The following is a 21,566-nucleotide window of genomic DNA, read 5'->3' as shown; positions in this document are numbered from 1 at the left end:
TTTCAGTCAGCCCCACCCCCTACCCCGTATCCCTTACCCCTCTACCCCTTTAATCCTCTAATCCTTCAATCCTTCCCCCACCGCTTCCCCGATGTGGCACACCCGCACGCGCCCGCCCCGCTTGTCCATGCCGCCGCGAAGCTGCAGGACGCAGCCCGGGCAGTCGGTGACGAGAAGTTCCGCCCCCGCGGCTTCCACGTGGTCCAGCTTGCGCTTGAGAAGTTCGGCGGAGATTTCCGGAAATTCCAGGGAGTAGGATCCTCCGAAGCCGCAGCACACGTCCTCGTCCGGGGCGGGAACGTATTGGAACCCGGCAATGTCCAGGAGCTTCCTGGGTTCCTCCACCACCTTGAGGCCCCGGCACAGGTGGCAGGGCGCGTGATAGGCCGTTTTGGCGCCGGTCCCGCGGAAGTCTTCCGGTTGAATTTTCAGGACCTTCACGAGAAAGGAGCTCAGGTCGATCACCTTCCCGGTGAAGGCTTGGAGGCGCTCCTTCCAGGCCGGGTCGTCCCCCAGGAGCTTGGGGTAGTTCTCCTTGAGGTGGGATCCGCAGGAAGCGCACAGGGTGAGGATCCAGTCGGCGCCGGAATCCTCGAAGGCCCGGATGTTCTGGACGGCCACGTCCCGTGCGGTCTCCTTTTCGGCGGCCATGAGGGCCGGAAGGCCGCAGCAGGTCTGGTCCATGGGGTAGTCCACCGCCACGGCGTGCTTCTCGAGGATGGGCAGGACGGATTCCGCCTGTTCGGGATAGACGAAATCCACCAGGCAGCCGCCGAAGAGGGCCACCCGCATCCGGGGCGCCTTCTCGTCCGGGCGGACCCGGTCCCAGCGGTCCCGAAGCGGCCGGGGGTTCACCACGGGAAGGCTCCGGAACCCGTGGGCCTTGTCGAAAAAGAGCGGCAGGTGCCGCAGCAGGGGCTCGTCGCCCGCCAGCGGCTTTTGGGCCAGGTAGGCCTTCCGGAGCAGGAAGTGGAAGAGCTTGCGGTCCTTGAGGACGGTCCTGAGGAGCACGTTTTTCAAGGGGCGCCGGCCTTCCCGATCCAGCACGTGGCGGGTGGCGTTCTTGATGAGATGCGGCAGGTCGATCCCGGCCGGGCAGACCGCCTTGCAGGCCTGGCAGTTGAGGCAGTTCAGGACCAGGGCCCGGGCGTTTTCCACCCCGTGGTAGAAGGCGGTGAGGATGAGCCCGATGGCGCCGATGTACACATGGCCGTAGTTGTGGCCGCCCACCAGCCGGTAGATGGGGCACACGTTGGCGCAGGCGCCGCATCGGACGCACCGAAGGGCCTGGGAAAAGACGGGGTTTTTCGCCAGGGCGCGCCGGCCGTTGTCCAGAAAGACGATGTGCAGTTCCTTCCGGCCCGAAGGGGCTGCGGCGCATTCCACGGCGCCGGTAATCCAGGTGACGTAGGTGGAGATGGCCTGTCCCGTGGCGTTTCGGGGAAGGGCCTTCAGGATGGTGAGGGCCGTCTCCAGGTCGGGCACCAGCTTGTCCAGGCCCACCAGGGCCACGTGGATCCGCGGGAGCGTGGTCACCAGCCGGGCGTTTCCCTCGTTGGTCACCAGCCCCAGGGTGCCCGAATCGGCGATGGCGAAGTTGGCTCCGGAAACGCCCATGTCCGCTTCCAGGTAGGCCCGGCGGAGGGTGCGCCGGGCCACCTTCACCATCTTCTCGATGTCGTCGGGGTCCATGGGCTCCCCAGTCACCCGGGCGAAGAGTTCGGCCACCTGGTGGCGGGAAAGGTGGATGGCGGGCATGACCATGTGGGACGGGCCTTCGCGGCGGAGCTGAATGATCCACTCGCCCAGGTCCGTTTCGGTCACCTGGAGCCCCTCCCGTTCCAGGTGATCGTTCAGGAAGGTCTCTTCGGCCGTCATGGACTTGGACTTGATGACCTTTCGAACGCCCCCTTCCCGGGCGATCCGGGCGATGATCTCGTTGGCTTCCTGGGCCGTGGCGGCTTCGTGGATCACGGCGCCCACGGATTCCGCGTTCCTTTTGAATTCCGCCAGCAGCTCGTCCAGCCGGGGAAGGGCGGAATCCTTCCGGGAGGCGATCTCGGCGATGAGGGATTCCAGGTCCATGCCTTCGAAGGCCTTGGCGCGGGATTCCCGATAGGCCGCCGCGAAATTGTCCAGGGTCTGTCGGAGGAAGGTGTTCTGCAGGGCTTCCCGCAGTTCCTTCCGGTAGGTCTTCACGTCGCCGGGAGTTCGAATCATGACGCATCCTCCTCCAGGATGAGGACGTGCAGTTCCTGAGGACCGTGGACCCCGATGGTGAGCACCCGCTCGATGTCGGCCGTGCGGCTGGCCCCGGAAATGAAGGCCACGTAGCGGGGTCCGTTCTTTTGGAGCGAGGCGATTTCTCCCTTGAGTTCCAGCGAGTCCGCGCGGATGCGGCCTGCGGGGACGACGGCCACGTGCACCTCGGAGAGCATGGTGGCGATGCGAAGGTCTTCCGAGGTGGAATCCAGCACCAGGGTGCCCGTTTCGGCGATGGCCCAGTCGGCCGGGGTGAGTCCCGTATGAATGTCTTGCAGGTGGTTTCGAAGGGGAGGGCGCAGGATCTCAACCGTGCCGATTGGGGTCGCGTCCTCCAGGGACTGGGACGCCTCCGGGGGAAGGTTCATGGGGGCCAGGGTCCGGCCGCCCCGCTCGACCGTCAGGTCCACGGCGTAGCGAACCGCTTCCCGCCAGTGGGACACCCGGCGCACCACGGTTTGAACGGCCCGGGCCTTTTCCTCGAATTGCCGAAGAAGCTCTGTGGGATGCATGGCTTCATCCTGGGTGAGGGCTTCAGGGGATGGGAAAAACACTGAAATTTCGAATGTCGGGGACGCGGTGGTCGCCGTCCCTTTCTAACAGTCATGGCTGCCCTCGCGCCACCCCACATGGATGAAAGAGCGGGCCGGAGCAAGGGCATTTGTCGGAACGCCGCAATATGCCATTCTCTATGAGTCACTGCGCGCCCATTGCATCGCCGGGCACCCTCATTGCGGCCTTCGCAGTTCCTACAATTAAAAAGATTTGCGTCTATTCGCGTTCATTCGCGGTTCTCTTTCACATTACCCGATGGAGCTCGTGGATGGCGCTCTGTAGGGGCGAAACATCTTTCGCCCCTACAGAGCGCCCGCGGCCAAAGCCTATTTACATCTATTTGCGTTCATTCGCGGTTTGCTTCCACCTCAGCTCCCGAAGAAGAGGGACGGCAGCCACGTGATGGTCTGCGGAAAGAGCGCCATGAGGGTGAGCCCGATGAGCTGCAGCAGCACGAACGGGAGGATGCCCCGGTAGATGACCATCATATCGTAGCCCTTGGGGGCCACGCCGGCAAAGTAGAAGAGGGCGTAGCCGAAGGGCGGCGTGAGGAACGAGGTCTGCAGATTCACGCACATGAGCATGGAAAACCACAGGGGATCCACGTCCAGTTCCAGCACGATGGGCATGAAGATGGGTACGGTGACGAGCAGGATGGCGGCCCAGTCCACGAACATGCCCATGATGAAGACGATGAGCATCATGATGGCGATGACGGCCCAGGTGGAGAGGCCCGAGCCGATGAGAAGATCGGCCACCACGTCTCCGCCGCCCATGCTGAGAAAGACGCTGCTGAAGAATTTCCCGCCGATGAAGAGCATCATGACCATGGCGGTGGTCCGCAGGGTGGCGTAGCTGGCTTCCTTCAGGACCTGCCAGGTGAGCTGGCGGTTGGCCAGGGCCAGGATGAAGGCGCCCAACGCGCCCAAGCCCGCCGCTTCCGTGGGCGTGGCCACGCCGCCCAGGATGGTCCCCATGACCATGAAGATGAGGGCCAACGGCGGGACCAGGGACTTGAGAGTCATGGCCCACTTCTGGGCCGCAGTCCACTTGCGGGCTTCCTCCTTGCTGATGGGAGGCCCGTCCTTGGGATTGATGGTGCAGCGGATGAGGATGTAGAGAAAGTAAAGGCCGGAAAGGATCAGGCCGGGTATGACGGCGCCCGCGAAGAGGTTGCCCACCGACGTTTCCTTGAGGCCCGTGAGACCGCCGTAGACCACCATCATGATGCTGGGGGGAATGAGGATCCCCAGGGTGCCGGCGGCGCAGATGATGCCGCTGGTCAGCCCCTTATCATAACCCTTGTCCAGGAGGGCCGGGGTGGCCAGAAGGCCCATGGCCACCACGGAGGCGCCGATGATGCCCGTGGTGGCCGCAAAGACCGTGCACACCACCACCACCGCCAGGCCCAGGCCGCCCTTCAGGCTCCCCAGCACGATGTAGAGGGACTCGAAGAGCTTTTCCGCCACCTTGGAGCGGTCCAGGAGCTGGGCCATGAAGATGAAAAGCGGGATGGCCACCAGCACGTAGTTGTCCATGACGCCCCAGCAGTTGTTGGCGAACATGTTGAACAACATGGGGACGTTAAAGCCGTTGTCGATCAGGCCGAAGAGGGTGGCCACGCCGGCCAGGGTGTAGGCCAGGGGATGTCCGAGGGCCACGGCCACGATCAGGGTGCCGAACATGGCCACGGTGAGGAATTCGGGACTCATGGGGCTTCACCTCGAAAGTCTTAATCCATGGATTGGAGGGATCGGATGTCGTGGACCAGTTTGGAGATTCCTTGCAAAAGCAGGAAAAGGAAGCTCACGGCCATGATGATCTTGATGGGCCAGATGGGCGGGGCCCAACTGGTGGGGTTTTTTTCCATCTGTAACGTGGAATCCCACGCGAACCGGCCGGTCCAATAAGTGAGAAGGGTCATGACGGGAAGAAAGATGACGCAGTTGGTGGCGATGGCAAGGATCGCGGCCGTTTTCGTCTTGATGCGGGCCGTGACGATGTCCACCTTCACGTGGCCGTTATGCAGTTCCGTGTAGGCCAGGCCCAGCATGTAGTGAATGCCGTAAAGGAAGGTGGTGGCTTCAAACCCCCAGGTGGTGGGAGCGTTGAAGACGTAGCGCATGAAGACCTCGTAGATGACCACGAGGCACAGGGGCAGGATGAGCAGGGCGCAGAGCCGCCCCTGGCGGTCGATGAAGCCGTCGATCAGCGATGTCAGACTGTTGGCCATGGTGGTGTCTCCCGAAACGGGGTGCACGGGCCGGTGGCTCGATGCACCGGGCCCCGGCCGAAGCCGGGGCGCCTTGGGTCCTGATGTTTCGTCTCCAGGGTTTTTTATTCCGTGATCCTTCCGGAGATGTAGGTCTCGTAGGGCCATGGGGTCACGCCGCTTCGGGCATCACGCCACACGGCGTATTCCTCGATGAAGGCTTCCTGGGAATCCAGCACCTTCTTCACGTCCGGATACTTTTCCTTGAGCGAATCCAGGTACTGCTTGGTGGTCTTGCGGAACTCGATGAGCGTTTCCGTGTCCATCCTTACCAGCTCGATCTTCTTCTTGAAGAGCTCGATGGCCTTGGCGTTCAGGGCGTTCACCCAGTTGTAGCTCCACAGCTGGGTTTCTTTGGCGGCGATCCGGACGATCCACTTGAGGTCTTCCGGCAGCTCGTCCCAGGCCTTCTTGTTGAAGAAGATGGCGCACTGGCAGGCGGGCTGGTGCACGCCGGGCTGGATGGAGTACTTGGTCACTTCATCGAAGCCCATGGGGTAGTTGATGGCGGGGGAAGAGAATTCCGCCGCGTCGATCACGCCGCGCTCCAGGGCCAGATAGACTTCACCGCCGGGCAGGGGGCTCACGGAAGCGCCCAGCATGTTCATGATGTCCATGTACCAACCGGGAGTGCGCACGCGCAGGCCCTTGAAGTCCTCCATCTTGGTGGCGCGCTTGTTGGAAAAAAGGCCCATTTCCTGGCCCACCTGGCCGCAGGGAAGGGCATGGAGGCCGAACTGGCCGTAGAGTTCCTGCATCATTTCCAGGCCGCCCTTTTCATAGAGCCAGATGTTGTAGCCTTCCGCGTCCAGGCCGAAGGGGACGGAGGCGAAGGCCACGAAGGCTTCGTTCTTGCCCTTCCAGTAGCCGGGCCAGTCGTGACCCACTTCTGCCGTTCCCTGGGCCACGGCGTCGAAGGTCTGCATGGCGGGAACCAGCTCGCCGGCCGAGAAGGGCTTGATCTCCAGGCGGCCGCCGGAAGCCAGGCGCACGCTGTCCGCAAAGTGGGTGGCGATGTCGTAGAAGAGCAGGCCCTTGGACCAGGGCATGACCATCTTCCAGCGGAACTTCTTGTCGGAGGTTTCCACCTTCAGGCGCTTGACCTGCTCGTGGCGCGGGTCTTCTCCGAACTTTCCCCGTTGCTCCTTGGCGGCCAGAGCCGGGCCCACGGCCAGGCACAGGGCCGTGGCGAAAACCAGTGCGGCGATTCCATGTCGTCTCATGTGCGGTCCTCCCTTTTGAATCCCCAAATGCCGTTCTTCCCTTTTCCTTTCCGATGGTCCCTTTCCCTGCCCGGGCGATGCGGGCATGCCCTCGGCGGGTCGGTGGCTGGCTGTCACCCCCTTTCTTTTGGAAATCCTGAATTGTGGCGCACGATGCGGCGCCGGGACGCATACAAGAGGTCAGAGTTCTGTGCCGGAAAGCACAAGCTGGCAACTGGTTAGACCACAGCCTACGAAAGCCCCGGGGGGGTGTCAAGGGAAAAATGCATCAAAATGCTTGCAATCGTGGGGTGTTGCTGGTAGCCTGCCCGCAGAAAGGTGGGCGGGTTCACCGGAAAAAGACCATTGGTCATACCAGTTGACCGTTGACCAAAACCCGGCCCGTGTTCGGCCCGGTCGGGGCCGCAAGTCCCCAATCCAAGGAGCACGCCATGATATCCAAGGCTCTGATCCAGGAATTTCAAAAGGTGGTGGGAAGCGACGGTGTCTTTGCCGACGAGGCGGACCGGGCGGCCTATTCCTACGATGCGGCCGTGCTGGAGCCGGTGGTGCCCGGCCTGGTGGTGCGGCCCACCACCGCGGAGATGCTCTCGCGGGTGGTGCGCCTGTGTAACGAAAACCGGCTGCCCCTCACGGTGCGGGGGGCCGGGACCAACCTGAGCGGGGGCACCGTCCCCAGGCCCGACGGCGTGGTGGTGCTCACCAACGGCCTCAACCGGATCCTGGAAATCAACACGGAGGATCTCTACGCCGTGGTGGAGCCGGGCGTGATCACGGCCAAGTTCGCCGCGGCCGTGGAGGCCCGGGGCCTCTTCTATCCGCCGGATCCGGGAAGCCAGGCGGTGTCCACCCTGGGAGGCAACGTGGCGGAAAACGCGGGGGGCTTGAGGGGGTTGAAATACGGGGTCACCCGGGACTACGTGATGGGGCTGGAATTCTTCGACGCCGAAGGGAATCTTGTGAAGACCGGCGCCCGCACGGTAAAGTGCGTCACGGGCTACAACCTGGCGGCGCTCCTGGTGGGATCCGAAGGCACCCTGGGGGTGATCCACAAGATCATCCTGAAACTCATCCCCGCGCCCCAGCACCGCAAATCCATGGTGGCCGTCTTCGACCGGGTGTCGGGAGCGTCTGAGACGGTGGCGGCGATCATCGCCAACCGGATCGTGCCCGCGACCCTGGAATTCCTGGACAACTTCACCATCCGGGCCGTGGAAGCCTACAGCAAGGCGGGCCTTCCCGTGGAGGCGGCGGCGCTGCTGCTCATCGAAGTGGACGGCCACCCCGGCCAGGTGGAGGAAGAAGCGGCCAAGGTGGAAGCCATCTGCCGGGAGAGGGGCGCTTCGAGTATTCAGGTGGCCCGGACGGCTCAGGAGCGGGACAAGGTGTGGGAGGCCCGGCGGGCGGCCCTGTCCGCCCTGGCCAAGCTCAAGCCCACGGTGGTCCTGGAAGACGCCACGGTGCCCCGCAGCCGCATTCCGGACATGGTGGCGGCCGTGGAGGAGATCGCCCGCAGGCACCATCTCACCATCGGCACCTTCGGGCATGCCGGAGACGGCAACCTGCATCCCACCATCCTGACCGACCGGCGGGACGAAAAGGAGTGGCAGCGGGTGGAGCGGGCCATCGATGAGATCTTCGATCGGGCGCTGGCCATGGGCGGGACCCTTTCCGGAGAACACGGAATCGGCCTTGCCAAGGCATCCTTCATGGAAAGGGAGACGACCCGGGCCACCCTCGATTACGCGCGCCGCATCAAGCGGGCCCTGGACCCCAACAACATCCTGAATCCGGGAAAGATCATAGGAGACGCGTGAGATGGCGACCATCCAGGAACTGGCGCGTCTGGTGCGGGAGCTGGAAGACCAGCTGGTGGTGTGCATGCGCTGCGGCATGTGCCAGGCGGTCTGCCCGCTCTACGGGGAGACGGGCCGGGAAGCCGACGTGGCCCGGGGCAAGCTGGCTCTTCTGGAAGGGCTTTCCAGGGAGATGTTCCGCGATCCCGCAGGCGTGTCCGAGCGGCTCCACCGGTGTCTCTTGTGCGGGTCGTGCGCCGCCAATTGTCCCAGCGGCGTGAAGGTGCTGGACATCTTCCTGAAGGCCCGGGCCATCCTGGCCGGCTACCAGGGGTTGTCGCCCGTGAAAAAGGCGGTCCTTCGCGGCATGCTGGGAAATCCGGAGATCTTCGACCGGGTGATGGAATGGGGGGCTCGTTTCCAAAAGATTTTCACCCGCCCGGCGAACGAAACCCTGGGAACGTCCTGCGCCCGGTTCGGCGCGTCCCTGCTGGGAAACCGCCACATCAAGCCCCTGGCTCCCAAGCCCTTCCATGCGGAGCTGCCGTCCTTGGACGAAGCGCCCGGAGCCTCCGGGGTGAAGGCCGCCTTCTTTGTGGGATGTCTCATCGACAAGATCTTTCCGTCGGTGGCCCGGGCGAGCCTCAAGGTGCTCCGCCACCACGGGGTGGGGGTCTATCTTCCCGACAACCAGGCCTGCTGCGGCATTCCGGCGGCTTCCAGCGGGGACCTGGAGACCTTCAAGAAGCTCGTTCGCCACAACCTGGAGCGCTTTCCCGTGGACCGCTTCGATGTGCTGATCACGTCGTGCGCCACGTGCACGGCCACCATCCGAAAGGTGTGGCCGGTGCTCTTTCAGGAGGAGGGGCCGGAGGTTTTGGAGCGGGTCCAGGCCCTGAGCGAAAAGGCCATGGACATCCACGCCTTCCTGGTGGGGCGCCTGGGAGTGGCCCCCGATCCCGTACCGCCCGAAAAAGACGCCTTGGCCGTGACCTACCACGATCCCTGCCATCTGAGGAAGTCCCTGGGCGTCTTCGCCGAACCGAGGCGGTTGCTGCAGGCGAGCCCCTCTGTGCGCCTGGTGGAAATGGCCCAGCCCGACTGGTGCTGCGGGCTGGGAGGGAGCTTCAGCCTGGAACACTATGATCTTTCGGCCGGCATCGGGCGCCGGAAGCGGGATCAGGTGGCGGCCGCGGGATGTCGCGTGGTGACAACCGGATGTCCCGCCTGTATGATACAGCTCCACGATCAGCTGAGTCAGGCGGGGGATACCGTCACCGTGCGCCACGCCATCGAAATCTATGCGGAGAATCTCAACTCGTGATGACTCTTCCTGTCAAACCCATCAAACCGAAACGCATCGCCGACGAGGTGGCCGATCAGCTCACGGAACTCATCTACCGGGGGTTTTTGAAGCCCGGCGACCGGTTGCCTTCCGAACGGGAGCTGGCCCGCCAGCTCCAGGTGAGCCGGCCCACGGTCCGGGAAGCCATCAACAAGCTGGTGGTTCAGGGGCTGGTGGACCAGCGCCACGGCCAGGGCACCTTTGTGCGTTCCACCGAATCGGCGGACGACAACCCCATGGCCACCCTCATGGAAGGTCAGGACGTGACCCTGGAGCACATCCTGGAAGTGCGGCTGGGCCTGGAATGCACGGCGGCGGCTCTGGCGGCCATGCGCGCGGACGAGCGGGACATCGAGCACCTTCGAACCAGCCTGGAAGCCATGAAGGCGGACATCGCCCAAGGCGGCATCGGCCACGAGCCGGACATCTCCTTCCACATGGCCATCGCTTACGCCACCCGCAACCCGGTGCAGGTGCGGGTCATGCGGAACCTCTACGATTTCCTCTTTTTCGGCATTCGCATGAACCTGCAGAAGCTCTACGAAGAGCCGGGCAACCTGCCCAAGATCATCCAGCAGCACACGGCCATCTACGAGGCCATCCGGCACCGGGATTCGGACGAGGCCCTGGAGGCCATGAAGCGCCATATCGGATTCGTTCTCGACTTCTTCCGCTCCCGCCAGGCCGACGGCTAGGAGCTTGTCTGAAAACGACTGATTTGCACCGTTCAATGCCCATCCGTCATCCCCGCGGAAGCGGGGATCCAGAATTCTCAGTAAGTTATGGACTCCCACTTGCGCGGGAGGGACGGGTGGGGAAGTTCTCGGACAGCCTCCAAGAAGCCTGTGCGAGAACAAGATTCCTTCATCAGTCGACAAGGGACCCGACTTCTTTCGTAGCCTCGGGGCTTCAGCTCCGCGGGAAGGGGTCATGGTAACCCCATGAGATGACAGGGAAGACCCGAGGTCCGCCCGGAGTTCGCGGATTCCTCCGCAGCCCTTCAGGGCTGCGGAGAAAGAACGGCGGTAGGGGCGGAGATCCTTCGCCCAGACGCTTCCCTGCTTCCCAAAGGCGTGTTTCGTTTCCCGTCGTCACGTCGCTTTGCGAACTCCCCATGCGTGTGTGTGCCACGTCGCCGGAGGGATGTCGCCATGATCAAGAGCCTTCTCATCATCTTCACCTTTCTCACCCTGGGGGATCTGGTCAGCTTCCTTTTGAAGATTCCCATCCCGGGCAACGTCATCGGCATGATGCTCCTCACCACGGCCTTGAGTCGCGGCTGGGTTCGCCTGGAAGACGTGAAGCCCGCCGCGGACGTCCTGGTTCAGAACATGGCGTTTCTCTTCGTGCCTCCGGGCGTGGGCCTCATGCTCTACTTCGATCTCATCGCCAAGGAATGGATTCCCATCGTCTGCGCGTATTTTTTGAGCACCGTGGCGGTCCTGGTGGTCGTGGGCTGGGTCACTCAGAAGATGGAGAGGTCGTGATGGCGTTTCTTTCCAGCAAGGTTTTCGCGGTTTTCATCACCTTCCTGGCGTTCTATGGGGCTCAAAGAATCTACCTTCGCTTCCGCCGTTTCTGGCTCAACCCCGTTCTCCTTTCCATCGTCTCCCTCATTGTCTTTCTCAAGGCAACGGGTCTGCCCTACCAGACCTACTTCGAAGGCGGCCGGATCATCAGTTTCTTCCTGGGCCCGTCCGTGGTGGCCCTGGGCGTGCCGCTCTACCTGCAGCTGGAAGAAATCAGGAAGCGGGGGCGCGCCATCGGGGTTTCCATGGCCGTGGCCAGCGTGGTGGGGGTTCTGAGCGCGGCCGGAACGGCGGCGCTCCTGGGTGCCTCGGATGCCGTCATCTTTTCCATGGCGCCCAAGTCGGTCACCACGCCCATCGCCATGGGCATCTCCGAAAAGATCGGCGGCATCCCGTCTCTGACGGCGGCCATCGTCATCGCCACGGGAGTGCTGGGAGCGGTGATCGGCCCCGGGGTGCTGCGGTTGTGCCGTATTCGCAGCCGGGTGGCCTTCGGACTGGCCATGGGCGCGGCCTCCCACGGCATCGGAACGGCCCGGGCCGTGGAAGAGGGAGAGGTGGAAGGGGCCAGCGGCGGCCTGGCCATCTGCCTCAACGGGATCGCCACGGCCGTGGTGACCCCCGTCCTGGTGAAGCTCCTTCTGATGCTGGTACGCCCCTGAAGAGCGAATCCGAAACGCCCCGTCTTCCATGTCCCGTCTGATACGCGGCAGGTCTTGGTCTGACCTGTTCACGCGGTCCTGCACGGTCTGGTTCATTTCTTGTCACACCTTCGGGGAAAGGAGCGAAGTGATGGCACACGAGGACTATTTCGACTGGACGGAGCGGCTTTTCGATCCCGCGGGGGCCTTTTCCAAGCCCGAGGCCCTCAAGGGCGTGCGGGTCCTGGAACTGTGCACCCGGGTGTTCGGTCCCGTCACGGCGGACCTGCTGGCGGACATGGGAGCCGAGGTTATCAAGATCGAACTCCCGGGCGTGGGGGATCTCATGCGCTACGTAGCTCCCCGCGGCTTCTTCTGGCAGAACATCTCGCCCGCCTTCACCCACATGAACCACAACAAGTACCACGTGGCCATCGACATCCGGAAGCCGGAAGGCGCGGAACTCCTGAAGCGGCTGGCGGCCAGGTCCGATGTGCTGGTGGAAAACTTCCGGCCGGGCACCATGGACCGCTGGGGTGTGGGCTATCGGCAGCTCCGGGAGGTGAACCCGCGGCTCATCTACCAGGCCAACAGCGGGTTCGGACAGTGGAGCGTCTACCGGGACCGGCCGTCCTACGACGCCACCAGCCAGGCCATGAGCGGCTTTTCGGCCACCACCGGCTTTCCGGGTCGCCCGCCCCTGAAGATCGGCATCTGGATCGGGGACTACACGGGCGCCCTGTTCGCCACCCTGGGCATCCTGGCGGCCCTCTACCACCGGAACAAGACGGGAGAGGGCCAGATGATCGATGTGTCCCAGGGCGAGAGTCTCATCCGGATCCAGGACTGGACGTGGCTCCTGTGGAGTCTTTTCGGCAAGGAGCGGGAGCGGTTCGGAAACGAGGACGTGGCGGTGGTGCCTTCGGGGATCTTTCGCTGCAAGGACGGCTTTGTGGGTATCGCGGCGCTGGACGACGGGGCCTTCGCGGGGCTGTGCGAGGCCATGGGGGATCCGGACATGGCGGAAGATCCCCGGTTCGCTCTGCTGGACGCCCGTCTGAAGGACGAAAACCGGGAAGCCGTCTACGGAAAGATGCGCGCCTGGGCCGTGACCCAGACCCTGCGGCAGGTGGAGGAGGCGGGCGTGTTGTACGGGTTTTCGGCCCAGCGCGTGGCCAACGCCCGGGACCATTACGAAGACGAACACCTGCGGGCGCGCCGGGCCGTCTGGGAATTGGAAGACCCACTTTACGGTCCGGTGGTGGAATACGGGCCGGGGCCCAAACTTTCCGAGACGCCGGGGAGAATGCGCTGGATCGCCAAGCCCGTGGGATTCCACAACGAGTACGTCTTTCGAAATCTGTTGGCCCTGGATCCGGAGACCGTGGAGCGCTTGGAAAACGAGGGCGTGGTGGGTAGGTGGGCGGACCGGATCGGCGCCAAGCCCCCGGAAGACTGGGACGGCGAAAAGGGTCGGTTTTTCTGAGAACGGTTCGGGGGATGGAAGCCAAGGAGGATGCCATGAACACCACGGGAACGATGGATTGGTACGCATGGGCGAAGCAGCAGTCGGATCCGGCCTCGGCGGCCGAAAAGAAGGAAGCCCTGGACGATCTTCTGGTTCTGGACGCCAGCTACGGCAGCTTCGGCGGTCTGGTGGCTTCGTCCATCCTTTCGGAATTGGGAGCCCGGGTGATTCGGATCGAACCGCCCGGTGGTGACATCGCCCGCCGCTACAGCCCTTTCGGTCTGGAACACGGAGACACGGGCCTGGCCTATCTGGTGGAGGGCCGAAACAAGCACCACATCACGCTGGATCTGGAAGGCGAGGAAGGCCAAGAGATTTTCCGGAAGCTGGCCGGCCATGCGGACGTGGTGATCGAAACCTTCGAGCCGGGTTTCCTGGACGAGCTGGGAATCGGCTACCGGCAGCTTCGCGAGGTCAACCCTCGGCTCATCTATGCGGCTCTTCATACCTACGGGCAGTTCGGACCCAAGGCCCGCCAGGGGCGGCAGGCTTCCGAGATCGCCAACCAGGCCTATTCCGGGCTCGTCTATATCAACGGCGAACCGGCCGACGACGAACATTCGGTCCACGCCGTGCCCACCAAGACCGGCAGCTGGTACGGATGGTATGCCGAAGGGCTCTTTGCGGCCTACGGGATCCTTTCGGCGCTCATCTACCGGCAGCAGTCCGGGAAGGGCCAGATGGTGGATGTTTCCGGCGCCGAATGCATCATGAAGTTCATCGACTACAACATGGGCTGGTACCACATGGGAGGCGGCGTGAAGGAGCGGCTGGGGAACTACGACCCGTCCGTCTTTCCCTACACCTTCATCCGCTGCAAGGACGGCTATACCTTCATGGCGGCCTACAACGAAGAGGCCTTCGCCACGCTCATGGAGATCATCGGCCGACCCGAGCTCACCCGGGATCCCCGCTTTTCCACGTTCATGCAGCGGACCAGCCTGGAAAGCGAGGAGGCGCTCCAGCGGATCCTGGAAGAATGGAGCACCCAATACACGGTGGATGAGGTGATCGAGAAGGTTCAAGAGGCCACGTCCCGGAAGGAAGGCCGCGCCGCGGCCGTGGTGACCGGAAAGGTGTGCCGTCCCCCGGAAACCTTCCAGGAACAAAACTGGTGGGACCGGGGGATCTTCCGAAGGGTGCAGGATCCCGTTTACGGGGAACTGGCCATGCAGGGGCCGCTCTGGAAGATGACGGGAACGCCGCCGAGGATCAAATGGGCGTGCCGCCCCGTGGGCGCGGACAACGAAGCGGTCTACTGTCGGCTCCTGGGCCTGGGCGCATCGGAACTGGAGATCCTCCGCGCCCGCGGTACCATCTGACTTTGAACCGCAAATGAACGCGAATGAACGCCCGCCTCGACCCATTCATGTTCATTTGCGTTCATTAGCGGTTTCTTCCGATCTTTTCAGTCATTGGCGGTTCCCAGATAGGCTTCGATCCGGGGCACCAGGTCCAGGAAGTGCCCCTTTTCCGGTTCTTCTGCCGTGCCGATCCGGTGGTGGATGGCGATGCCTCGCTCCGCGCAGTACCGCTCCAGGGACGGCTTGGGGCGGCTGGCGATGAGAAGGGCGCCCACGGAAGCGCCCCACTGGAAGTGGGGGCCGTCCCCGCCGCTGTCTCCCATGACGATGATGCGTCCCGGCCCGATGCCGAAGGCCTGCGCCACCGCTGCCGAGTTGACGGCCTTGTCGTGGATTTCCCGCAGGGGATGGAAGACGGGCGGGTCCGTGGGGCTTTGCGGGTAGTGGATGAAGGGATGGGCGGAAAGGGCCGCAACGGGCGGCAGGAGGCCCTTGGCCAGGATCCGCTGGTAGGTGCCCTGGAAGCCCGTGGTGTTCAGCATGAAAAGGATCCGGTTTTCCTCGCACCAGCGGATGAGTTCCGTCGCGCCGGGGTAGACGGCGAAGGAGGCGTCCAGGTAGGCGTCCATCTGCTCTTGGGTGATGGGGCCCGGCAAAAGGTCCTGGATCCGGCGGATGGCGTCCCCCAGCGTGATGGCGTTGGACGTGTACTGCCGGAAGATGGCGGTGAGGGGTTCCTGGAGGTCCGGATAGTTGAAGAAGATGCAGTCGAACGGGCCGCCGGGCGACAGGCATTCACTCCAGTCCGACGAAAAGAGCGCTCGATACCTTGCGGCTTGATCCGCCATGGTTTCCTCCTGCTTTCCGTTTCCGCTTCTACTTGGCGTTTTGGAAATAGTAGCTGACGCCGTCCTGGTAGCCGTTTCCGAAACCCAGCATGTTGTTGCTGAAAGACACCCCGTTGGGGTCCAGGCTGAAGGTCACCGCCCGGTCCAGGGAGACGGACCCGGACGGAAGGCCGCCCACGGGAAGGCCCGCGTAGTCGTTCCCCACGCTGAAGTTCTTGGCCAGGTTCCGGGCGAAGTTTTCCGCTTCCTGGAGGATCTGCTGGTAGTCGTCCAGTTCCAGGCTGAAGGCGGAAACGGACCAAAGGGACGTGGTGATGCCCACGAAGGCTCCCACCAGGTAGCTGGTGGCCTGTTCGTAGAGGTTTCCGATGAGGCTTTCCACCAGGGCGCCTCCCGTCTCGTCGTCCAGCACGGCCCGGACGTCGTAGGTTTCCGGATCCACTTCCAGCCACGCCCAGCGCACTTTTCCGTTCACCACGCCGGGCGAACTGGGAAAGAGGAGGACCCGGTCCGTTTCGGCCAGGTAGTTCACCAGGCGCTCGGGATAGGAGCGGCTGCGGAGCTGTTCCAGGAAGGCGTCCCGGTTCTCGTCGTCCACGAAAAGGAGCTTGGTTTCCGGCGGGGCGCTGCGCCAGATTTCCCACAGCCCGGCACTTTCCGGGCCGAGGGCCGCGGCTTCGAACTCCGCGGCGGCCAGGCCGCCCAGGATCCGGAAGGCCCTCTCGGCCCGGGGATCCGGAGAGCGGTGGACCTGGACGAAGGGATCCAAGAGATCCAGTTGCGTCCGCAAGGGGCCCCCGCCGTTGTCCAGGGTCACGATCACCGCCAGGCATCGAGGCCGGGACGTGCGTCCCGCCGTGAGCTGAAGCCGGCGGGCCGCCTCCTCTTCCCAGGCCGATTGCGCTCCCAGGAAACGGCCCGCGATCCCGTGGGTGTACCACCGAAGCCCGGAGAAGGCGTCGGGCGGGACCAGCGCGGCTTTCCTCATCTCCCGGCGGGCCGCGTCCAGGGCGTCCCGGGCGGCGGGCGGGAGGTCGGGCAGGTTGATCCCCAGGGTGAGAAAGACCCCCGTGATCTCCGTTTCGGGAGGCAGGAAGAACCGGCGTCGGTGGTTCCGTTCGGATGTGTCGATCTCAAAGAACCAGCCCAGGACGTTCACCTTGGTGGCGTCCAGGCCGGCGTCGTCCGAGGTGATCCGCCGTCCCATGGGGCCGTCCAGCACGGCCTTGTAAACCACCGTTCCTCGCGCCGGAACCTGCGTGAACCCGATGTGGATGCAATCCAGGCTGAGATCGGAAAGGTTCAGGGAGGTGTTCAGAAGGACGGCTTCTTCCACCCCGTCGCCTTCCCCGCCCGCCAGGATGTCGCTCATGCGCCTCATCTGTTCATCCCGGTCGGCCTGGGCGGGCATCACCAGGAGACCCACCGTCAGGTCCGCCGTCACTTCCGGGCTTTCCTCCACGGGTTCCACGCGGTAGCCCACCCGCCCCTCCAGGGCCTTCAAGTCCTCCAGGAAGGGGGAAACCAGGACCACTTCCCGGTTGTCGTCCGTCCGGAACTTCACCGCCGGAAGCTGCTCCAGCTCCACCCGTTCCAGACCCGCCCGGCGGGCCAGGTCCTCCCTTCCCTTGTCCAGAAGAGGCACCACCACCCGCCGGGTGCGCACCCCGGTGCGGCTGAGAACCCTTTCCGTCAGGGCCGCCAGGTCCGCTTCCGTTCCCCACCCCTGGGTGAGGACCGCCTCGGGGGCGTAGCGCACCGCCCAGGGATTCCCGCCGGGAAGCCAGCGCAGAGTTGCGGCGGCCCGCCGCAGGCTTTCCAGATCGGCGAGTTCCGCCAGGGACCGTGCGCCCGCGTAGGTCAGCCCGGGAGGATCCAGCCGGGGCCCCGTTTCCGTCTTACGATCCGGATCCACCACCCGCAGGGGGACGGCGCCGGGCTTCTTCCATCCCACGGCCGCCCGACGGGCGGAAAGCTCCTCCACCTTTTCCGCCACCTGCACCCAGAAGGATTCGTTTCCTTCAACGGGAACTTCCAGCCGGGTGAACTGTAGCAGGGGTTCTTCCATGGTCTCCTGGGAAATGGGCAGCGAGAGGTCCTGGAAGATCAGGGAGCCCACGCGCCAGTTCTCCACCTCCGAATCTTCCGGGAGGGAAAAGAGGATCCAGCCTCGCCGCACCTGCCCCGCCGGCAGGACGGATTCGGAATCCAGGGCGAGCGGCAGGAAATCCTCCGCGCTTTCCGGGAAAAGGGTGTCCGGCAGCTCGTCCATCCGGGGCGGCAGAAAGGTCTGCGCAAAGTTGGACAAGCCCCGATGGGCCCACGGCACGGGCATTTTCCGCACTTCGGTCACCCGGGCCATCTCCTGCCGGGCCTTTTCGGCGTCGAAACCGGTTCCCTTGAGCACCACCAGCTCTCCCAAGCGCAGATGGCCCCTGCCGGGGGGCACCCGGAAGGAGGCGTCCACAGCCACCACCCGCTCGCCCATCCGGGGGACGCCGCGAACCAGTGCCGCCCGGTGGACGAAGAGCTCCACGTCCTCATTGGACGCCGCGGCCGGGCTTCCCGGGTCCGGCGCCTGCCACAAACCCACGGCCGGCACCGCGACCGATCCTCCCGCCAGGTCGAACAGGAGCGCCATGGGCCGGTCCTCTTCCGCCAGCGGGCGGGGAAGGCGGAAGGCCAGGGCCACCTTGTTTCGGGATCCGGCGGCAAAGAGGGTGGAGTGGTAATAGCCCATGGGGAGCCTTTCGGTGACGGGATGCAGTCGAAAGAGGCGGCTTCCTTTCTCGTCCTGCACCAGCATTTGGATCCTCTCGGCGGGATCGAGTCTCAGGTGGGCCTGCACGCGGGAGGTCAACTCCCCTTCCAGGATGCGGAAGACCGCACCCTCTCCCGCGTCCACCTTTTCGATGCGCTCCGCGTCCCGGTATCCGGTCACGCGGAAAGAGAAGGTGTCGGAAAGCCGGGTGGGCGGTTCCTCGGGGAGGCTTTCCAGGGGTACGGTTTCTTCGGGCGGGGTGATGCCCCACAGGGGCACCGAGACGTGGCCGTAATTCGTGTCATAGAACCGGAAGGAGGCGGCCTGGGCTCCCCCGTCGGGAACCAGGAACGCCAGAGCCCCCTGCACGGGCCGGTTCGGTTCCACCGCCAGGGCGGTTTGGCCCGGAAGGGTGAGGGGGTTTTCCAGCAGCCAGGTCGCTTCCGAGACGGGGTAGGACCGTTCGTTGTTCCATCGCAGGAAGCAATGGCGCTTCAGGTCGGGAATGAGGTAGGTGGGGACGCGCTCTTCGTAGCGGACGGGCTTGGAGTCCCCGCCCACCCAGGAGGCGGGGTGATGGGATCCGTCGGGCAGGACGGCCACCTTCTGGCTCGGAAGGATGTTCTCCATGCGCACGGTCAGGGCCAGGAATCGGTATCCGTCCGGGGCGTCGATCCCCCGCAGGCGGGAAAGGAAGACGGCTTCGTCGAAACGCATCCGAACCGCCCGGTTTTCCGCCGTGTAGTCCAGCGGGATGCGCTTGGTGACCAGCACCTCGTAGCCCGCCTTGTCGGACCCGGAGATGTTTCGGGCCACCTCGGGGTCGCAGGGCTGCAGGCGCGGCCCGGGCTTCCAGGTGACCGCTTCCGGATTGGCCTCCACGTCGGCCTCCCGGGCCGGGGGAAAGGTGATGTCCTTGGAAGCCACCAGCGTGGCGTTCCGGCCCGCCGCATCGTGATAACGGACCTCCACGCGCACCGTCCCCGCGAAAGGGCCTTGGGGTTCGGATGCCATCTCCTTCGCCAGGTCCTGAAAGACCTGGGCCACCCGGTCCAGGTCCGTGGCGATCACGTGTCGGCCTCCCGAAAGGCGGGCCGCCCGGGCGAACACCTCTTCCTGGTCCCCTTCCACCATGCCCAGCCAGAGGGTTCGGATGCGGGCGTCTCGGATCACGCCCAGCAGGGTTTCGAACTCCTTTTTCTGTTCCTCTTCCACTTCCAGGGCCGCATCGGTGAGAAAAACCAGGTAGCGCCGGGACGACGGGACCGCCCGGAGCGAATCGAGGGCCGCGCGCACCGCGGCCAGGGTGTTGGTGCCCCCTTCCCCCTTCATGAGCGACAGGGCGCGGGCGAGCGGCGCGCGTTCCCGGGCCAGCACCTGGCGGACGCCCACATCGTCGCTGAAGGTGAGCAGCTGGATCAGGAAATCCCCCGGAAGATCCTCCACGAACCGGCGAAGGGTCTGGCGCACCCTTTCGATCCGGTACCCGCAGCCGGGCTGCTGGGGATCGGAATCCATGGAGCCGCTGTTGTCCACCACCAGGCTCACCACGGGCACGCTCCCCTTCCTGGGGCGCGCCGGCCGTTGGAAGCGGACTCGGTAGGTGTTTCCCAGGTTCTTCTGGATCTGCTCAAAGATGGGATCCAGGTCTTCCGGGATGGACGCGGCGTAATAGGCTCCGCCGGACAAGGCGGCCAGGCGCCGCAGGGTGTCCACGTCGCTCTTTTCCCCCAACCCGATGGTGAAGACGGGTATCCCGGCGCTCTGGACAGCCTCCAGCACCTCGTCCTTGGTGGCCTTGCTTCCCGGGCCGGTGTCGTTCAGGTTGGCGTCCACGCCGTCGGTGAAGACGACCAGGGCCGGGCGGTTCTTTGCCTGGAGTTCACCCAGCCCGAGAAGGATGGAGTCGTAAAGCGCCGTGGCGCCGTCGGCCCGAACCTTGCCGAGGGCCTTGAGGAGCTGGTCCCTTCCGGCGGCCTGGATCTTTTTCGGCCGGGTGTCGAAGTCCACCACGGTGATGCGGGCGTCCGGGGGAAGGCCCCGGATGAAATGAGCCGCGGAGGCCAGGGCCTGGGACATCTGGTGCTTCATGGACCCGGAGGAGTCCAGGAGGAGCAGCACGTCCAGGGGGGTCTTGAGCCGCTCCACGGAAAGGATCCGGGCTTCCGCCCCGGTTTCGTAGATGCGCACGTTGTCCGGGGAGGCCTCGATTCCCAGCCGATCCGCGTCCAGGAGGGCCATATCCACCGTGCCGGTTTGGGAATCGGCCGCCACGTCCAGGATCTCCACCCGCCCCGCTTCCCCGCCGGCGAAGGCGCGGGCGAGAGAAGGCGGCCAGTCCACCACGGTGATGCGTCCCGGCTGGACCGGCACCAGGTGGCATTCCATCCGGGTGAATCCCTCCAGGTCTTCCTCATGGACCTCGGGTTTCACCAGCAGGGTCCAGTAGCCCGGCGGAAGCCAGAAGATGGATTCTCCCAAGGGGGTCCGGTCTCCGGCCAGGGCTCCTTCCCGGAACGCCGGATGGTCGATGGAATCGTCGAATTCGGGAAGGGCCGACGCACGGCCGTAAGGAACGTTGCGAAGCCGGATTCCGCCCAGGGCGTCCCCGGCCTGGATGGGTTCCAGGGGCGGCCCGGAATTCCAGCGCACCCGCACTTGGACTTGCTCGGCGCCGTCATGGAGGTGCAGCGTCCATTTCACGGGACCGGCGTATTGGGGTACCCGCCCGATTTCGTGCAGCGGGCCGTGCACGCGGTAGCAGTCCACCTGGGTGGAGACCGTTCGGACGAGCTCGCCCGTCTGCTGACGGTAGGCTCCCTCCAGGGAGAAATCCGCCTCCGGTGCGGTGACGTCCAGGCGCATCAGGCGATCCCCCGGGTGTTCGGTGTAGAAGATCACTTCGCTCCGTTCGTCCCGGTCCATGGGAAAGACCAGCTCCCGGTCCGGTTCCAGCACGGCCTGCAGGACCATCACGCCCAGGGAGTCTTCTCCCCGCGGTTCGAACCGGGACCAGAGGATGAACCCGTCGGAAAGCCGGCGGGATGCGGCCACGGCGTCTTCCGCCGCGTAAAGGATCCGGTCTCCGCTCGCCTGGAGCATCTCCTTCAGGCGCTCCGCACCTTCCGTCCCTTCGGGTCCGGAAAAGCGGAACCGTACCGTGGTTCCGCACACTTCCCGTTCCGCATAGGCGTCCTGGGATCCGGAGGGAAAGGTCTCGCAGTCCGCGGCGGTTCGCTCCACGTCCCGGGCTTCGATGCCCGGGAGGTTCACGGCGGCGTCCAGCAGTGCCCGGGGCGAGGCTCCTTCCTGCGGGGTCGATGGCGGGGCGGCGGGAGCGGCCGCCGCCGGAGCGCCCAATGCGCCGAGCAGCCCGAGGAAGAGAGCCGCGGAGAAAAGAAGCGGAAAAAGGAAACGTCCGGGAAAGCAGGGGCTGGGTCGGGGGGCGAAACGGAGCGTCATGACCGGCCTCCTTTTGCATGGGGGGAGCACCGAAACACGC

The 21,566-nt window shown here is 64.7% G+C and carries 14 protein-coding genes; 7 read left to right on the top strand and 7 right to left on the bottom strand.

Translation table 11 applies throughout. The annotated features are described in order from the left end of the window. Window positions 1–57: 57 nt before the first annotated feature. The 5 genes from ldhH to BUB04_RS07460 form a co-directional block, all read right to left on the bottom strand. The gene (ldhH, locus tag BUB04_RS07480; RefSeq protein WP_073038372.1) at window positions 58–2,220 is read right to left on the bottom strand and encodes an L-lactate dehydrogenase (quinone) large subunit LdhH; all 2,163 of its coding nucleotides are present in this window, start codon (window positions 2,218–2,220) and stop codon (window positions 58–60) included. After that, entirely contained in the window at window positions 2,217–2,774 is a 558-nt protein-coding gene (locus tag BUB04_RS07475) for a LutC/YkgG family protein (protein ID WP_073038371.1), read from the bottom strand. Before BUB04_RS07475 ends, ldhH begins: the two co-directional genes overlap by 4 nt. Window positions 2,775–3,185: 411 nt before the next feature. Continuing rightward, on the bottom strand, window positions 3,186–4,529 hold the full coding sequence (locus tag BUB04_RS07470) for a TRAP transporter large permease (protein ID WP_073038370.1): 1,344 nt from the start codon (window positions 4,527–4,529) through the stop codon (window positions 3,186–3,188). 20 nt (window positions 4,530–4,549) lie between these two features. Then, a complete protein-coding gene (locus tag BUB04_RS07465; RefSeq protein WP_073038369.1) occupies window positions 4,550–5,050 on the bottom strand; it encodes a TRAP transporter small permease subunit in 501 nt (166 codons plus the stop codon). A 104-nt stretch (window positions 5,051–5,154) separates the two neighbouring features. After that, window positions 5,155–6,312, bottom strand: coding sequence for a TRAP transporter substrate-binding protein (locus tag BUB04_RS07460; RefSeq protein WP_073038368.1), 1,158 nt, complete (start codon window positions 6,310–6,312; stop codon window positions 5,155–5,157). Between the two features lie 431 nt (window positions 6,313–6,743). On the opposite strand from BUB04_RS07460, the gene BUB04_RS07455 reads away from it, so the two are divergent. The 7 genes from BUB04_RS07455 to BUB04_RS07425 all read left to right on the top strand — a co-directional run bounded on the left by BUB04_RS07455 (window position 6,744) and on the right by BUB04_RS07425 (window position 14,473). After that, on the top strand, window positions 6,744–8,129 hold the full coding sequence (locus tag BUB04_RS07455; RefSeq protein WP_073038367.1) for an FAD-binding oxidoreductase: 1,386 nt from the start codon (window positions 6,744–6,746) through the stop codon (window positions 8,127–8,129). Between the two features lies 1 nt (window position 8,130). Then, window positions 8,131–9,432, top strand: coding sequence for a (Fe-S)-binding protein (locus BUB04_RS07450; RefSeq protein ID WP_073038366.1), 1,302 nt, complete (start codon window positions 8,131–8,133; stop codon window positions 9,430–9,432). Further along, on the top strand, window positions 9,432–10,148 hold the full coding sequence (locus BUB04_RS07445; protein WP_073038365.1) for a FadR/GntR family transcriptional regulator: 717 nt from the start codon (window positions 9,432–9,434) through the stop codon (window positions 10,146–10,148). Before BUB04_RS07450 ends, BUB04_RS07445 begins: the two co-directional genes overlap by 1 nt. A 456-nt stretch (window positions 10,149–10,604) precedes the next feature. Further along, window positions 10,605–10,940 (top strand): CidA/LrgA family protein, encoded by a 336-nt coding sequence (locus BUB04_RS07440; RefSeq protein WP_073038364.1) that lies wholly within the window; start codon window positions 10,605–10,607, stop codon window positions 10,938–10,940. Continuing rightward, window positions 10,940–11,644, top strand: coding sequence for an LrgB family protein (locus BUB04_RS07435; protein WP_073038363.1), 705 nt, complete (start codon window positions 10,940–10,942; stop codon window positions 11,642–11,644). Before BUB04_RS07440 ends, BUB04_RS07435 begins: the two co-directional genes overlap by 1 nt. 130 nt (window positions 11,645–11,774) lie before the next feature. Then, window positions 11,775–13,109, top strand: coding sequence for a CaiB/BaiF CoA transferase family protein (locus tag BUB04_RS07430; RefSeq protein ID WP_073038362.1), 1,335 nt, complete (start codon window positions 11,775–11,777; stop codon window positions 13,107–13,109). Between the two features lie 35 nt (window positions 13,110–13,144). Continuing rightward, entirely contained in the window at window positions 13,145–14,473 is a 1,329-nt protein-coding gene (locus BUB04_RS07425) for a CaiB/BaiF CoA transferase family protein (protein ID WP_218588390.1), read from the top strand. Between the two features lie 86 nt (window positions 14,474–14,559). On the opposite strand, the gene BUB04_RS07420 is transcribed toward BUB04_RS07425, so the two are convergent. Continuing rightward, window positions 14,560–15,303 (bottom strand): hypothetical protein, encoded by a 744-nt coding sequence (locus tag BUB04_RS07420; protein ID WP_073038361.1) that lies wholly within the window; start codon window positions 15,301–15,303, stop codon window positions 14,560–14,562. A 28-nt stretch (window positions 15,304–15,331) separates the two neighbouring features. Then, window positions 15,332–21,526, bottom strand: coding sequence for a VWA domain-containing protein (locus tag BUB04_RS20065; protein ID WP_073038360.1), 6,195 nt, complete (start codon window positions 21,524–21,526; stop codon window positions 15,332–15,334). Window positions 21,527–21,566 lie beyond the last annotated feature (40 nt).

The sequence above is a fragment of the Desulfacinum infernum DSM 9756 genome, assembly GCF_900129305.1.
Lineage (GTDB): Bacteria > Desulfobacterota > Syntrophobacteria > Syntrophobacterales > DSM-9756 > Desulfacinum > Desulfacinum infernum.
The sequence above is the reverse complement of the archived record's forward strand: the minus strand, read 5'-3'. Positions and strand labels throughout refer to the sequence as shown.

Excerpts from the sequence above, each read along its gene's own strand:
- ldhH (WP_073038372.1), bottom strand. The coding sequence starts at position 2,220 with ATGATTCGAACTCCCGGCGACGTGAAGACCTACCGGAAGGAACTGCGG.
- BUB04_RS07475 (WP_073038371.1), bottom strand. The coding sequence starts at position 2,774 with ATGCATCCCACAGAGCTTCTTCGGCAATTCGAGGAAAAGGCCCGGGCC.
- BUB04_RS07470 (WP_073038370.1), bottom strand. The coding sequence starts at position 4,529 with ATGAGTCCCGAATTCCTCACCGTGGCCATGTTCGGCACCCTGATCGTG.
- BUB04_RS07465 (WP_073038369.1), bottom strand. The coding sequence starts at position 5,050 with ATGGCCAACAGTCTGACATCGCTGATCGACGGCTTCATCGACCGCCAG.
- BUB04_RS07460 (WP_073038368.1), bottom strand. The coding sequence starts at position 6,312 with ATGAGACGACATGGAATCGCCGCACTGGTTTTCGCCACGGCCCTGTGC.
- BUB04_RS07455 (WP_073038367.1), top strand. The coding sequence starts at position 6,744 with ATGATATCCAAGGCTCTGATCCAGGAATTTCAAAAGGTGGTGGGAAGC.
- BUB04_RS07450 (WP_073038366.1), top strand. The coding sequence starts at position 8,131 with ATGGCGACCATCCAGGAACTGGCGCGTCTGGTGCGGGAGCTGGAAGAC.
- BUB04_RS07445 (WP_073038365.1), top strand. The coding sequence starts at position 9,432 with ATGACTCTTCCTGTCAAACCCATCAAACCGAAACGCATCGCCGACGAG.
- BUB04_RS07440 (WP_073038364.1), top strand. The coding sequence starts at position 10,605 with ATGATCAAGAGCCTTCTCATCATCTTCACCTTTCTCACCCTGGGGGAT.
- BUB04_RS07435 (WP_073038363.1), top strand. The coding sequence starts at position 10,940 with ATGGCGTTTCTTTCCAGCAAGGTTTTCGCGGTTTTCATCACCTTCCTG.
- BUB04_RS07430 (WP_073038362.1), top strand. The coding sequence starts at position 11,775 with ATGGCACACGAGGACTATTTCGACTGGACGGAGCGGCTTTTCGATCCC.
- BUB04_RS07425 (WP_218588390.1), top strand. The coding sequence starts at position 13,145 with ATGAACACCACGGGAACGATGGATTGGTACGCATGGGCGAAGCAGCAG.
- BUB04_RS07420 (WP_073038361.1), bottom strand. The coding sequence starts at position 15,303 with ATGGCGGATCAAGCCGCAAGGTATCGAGCGCTCTTTTCGTCGGACTGG.
- BUB04_RS20065 (WP_073038360.1), bottom strand. The coding sequence starts at position 21,526 with ATGACGCTCCGTTTCGCCCCCCGACCCAGCCCCTGCTTTCCCGGACGT.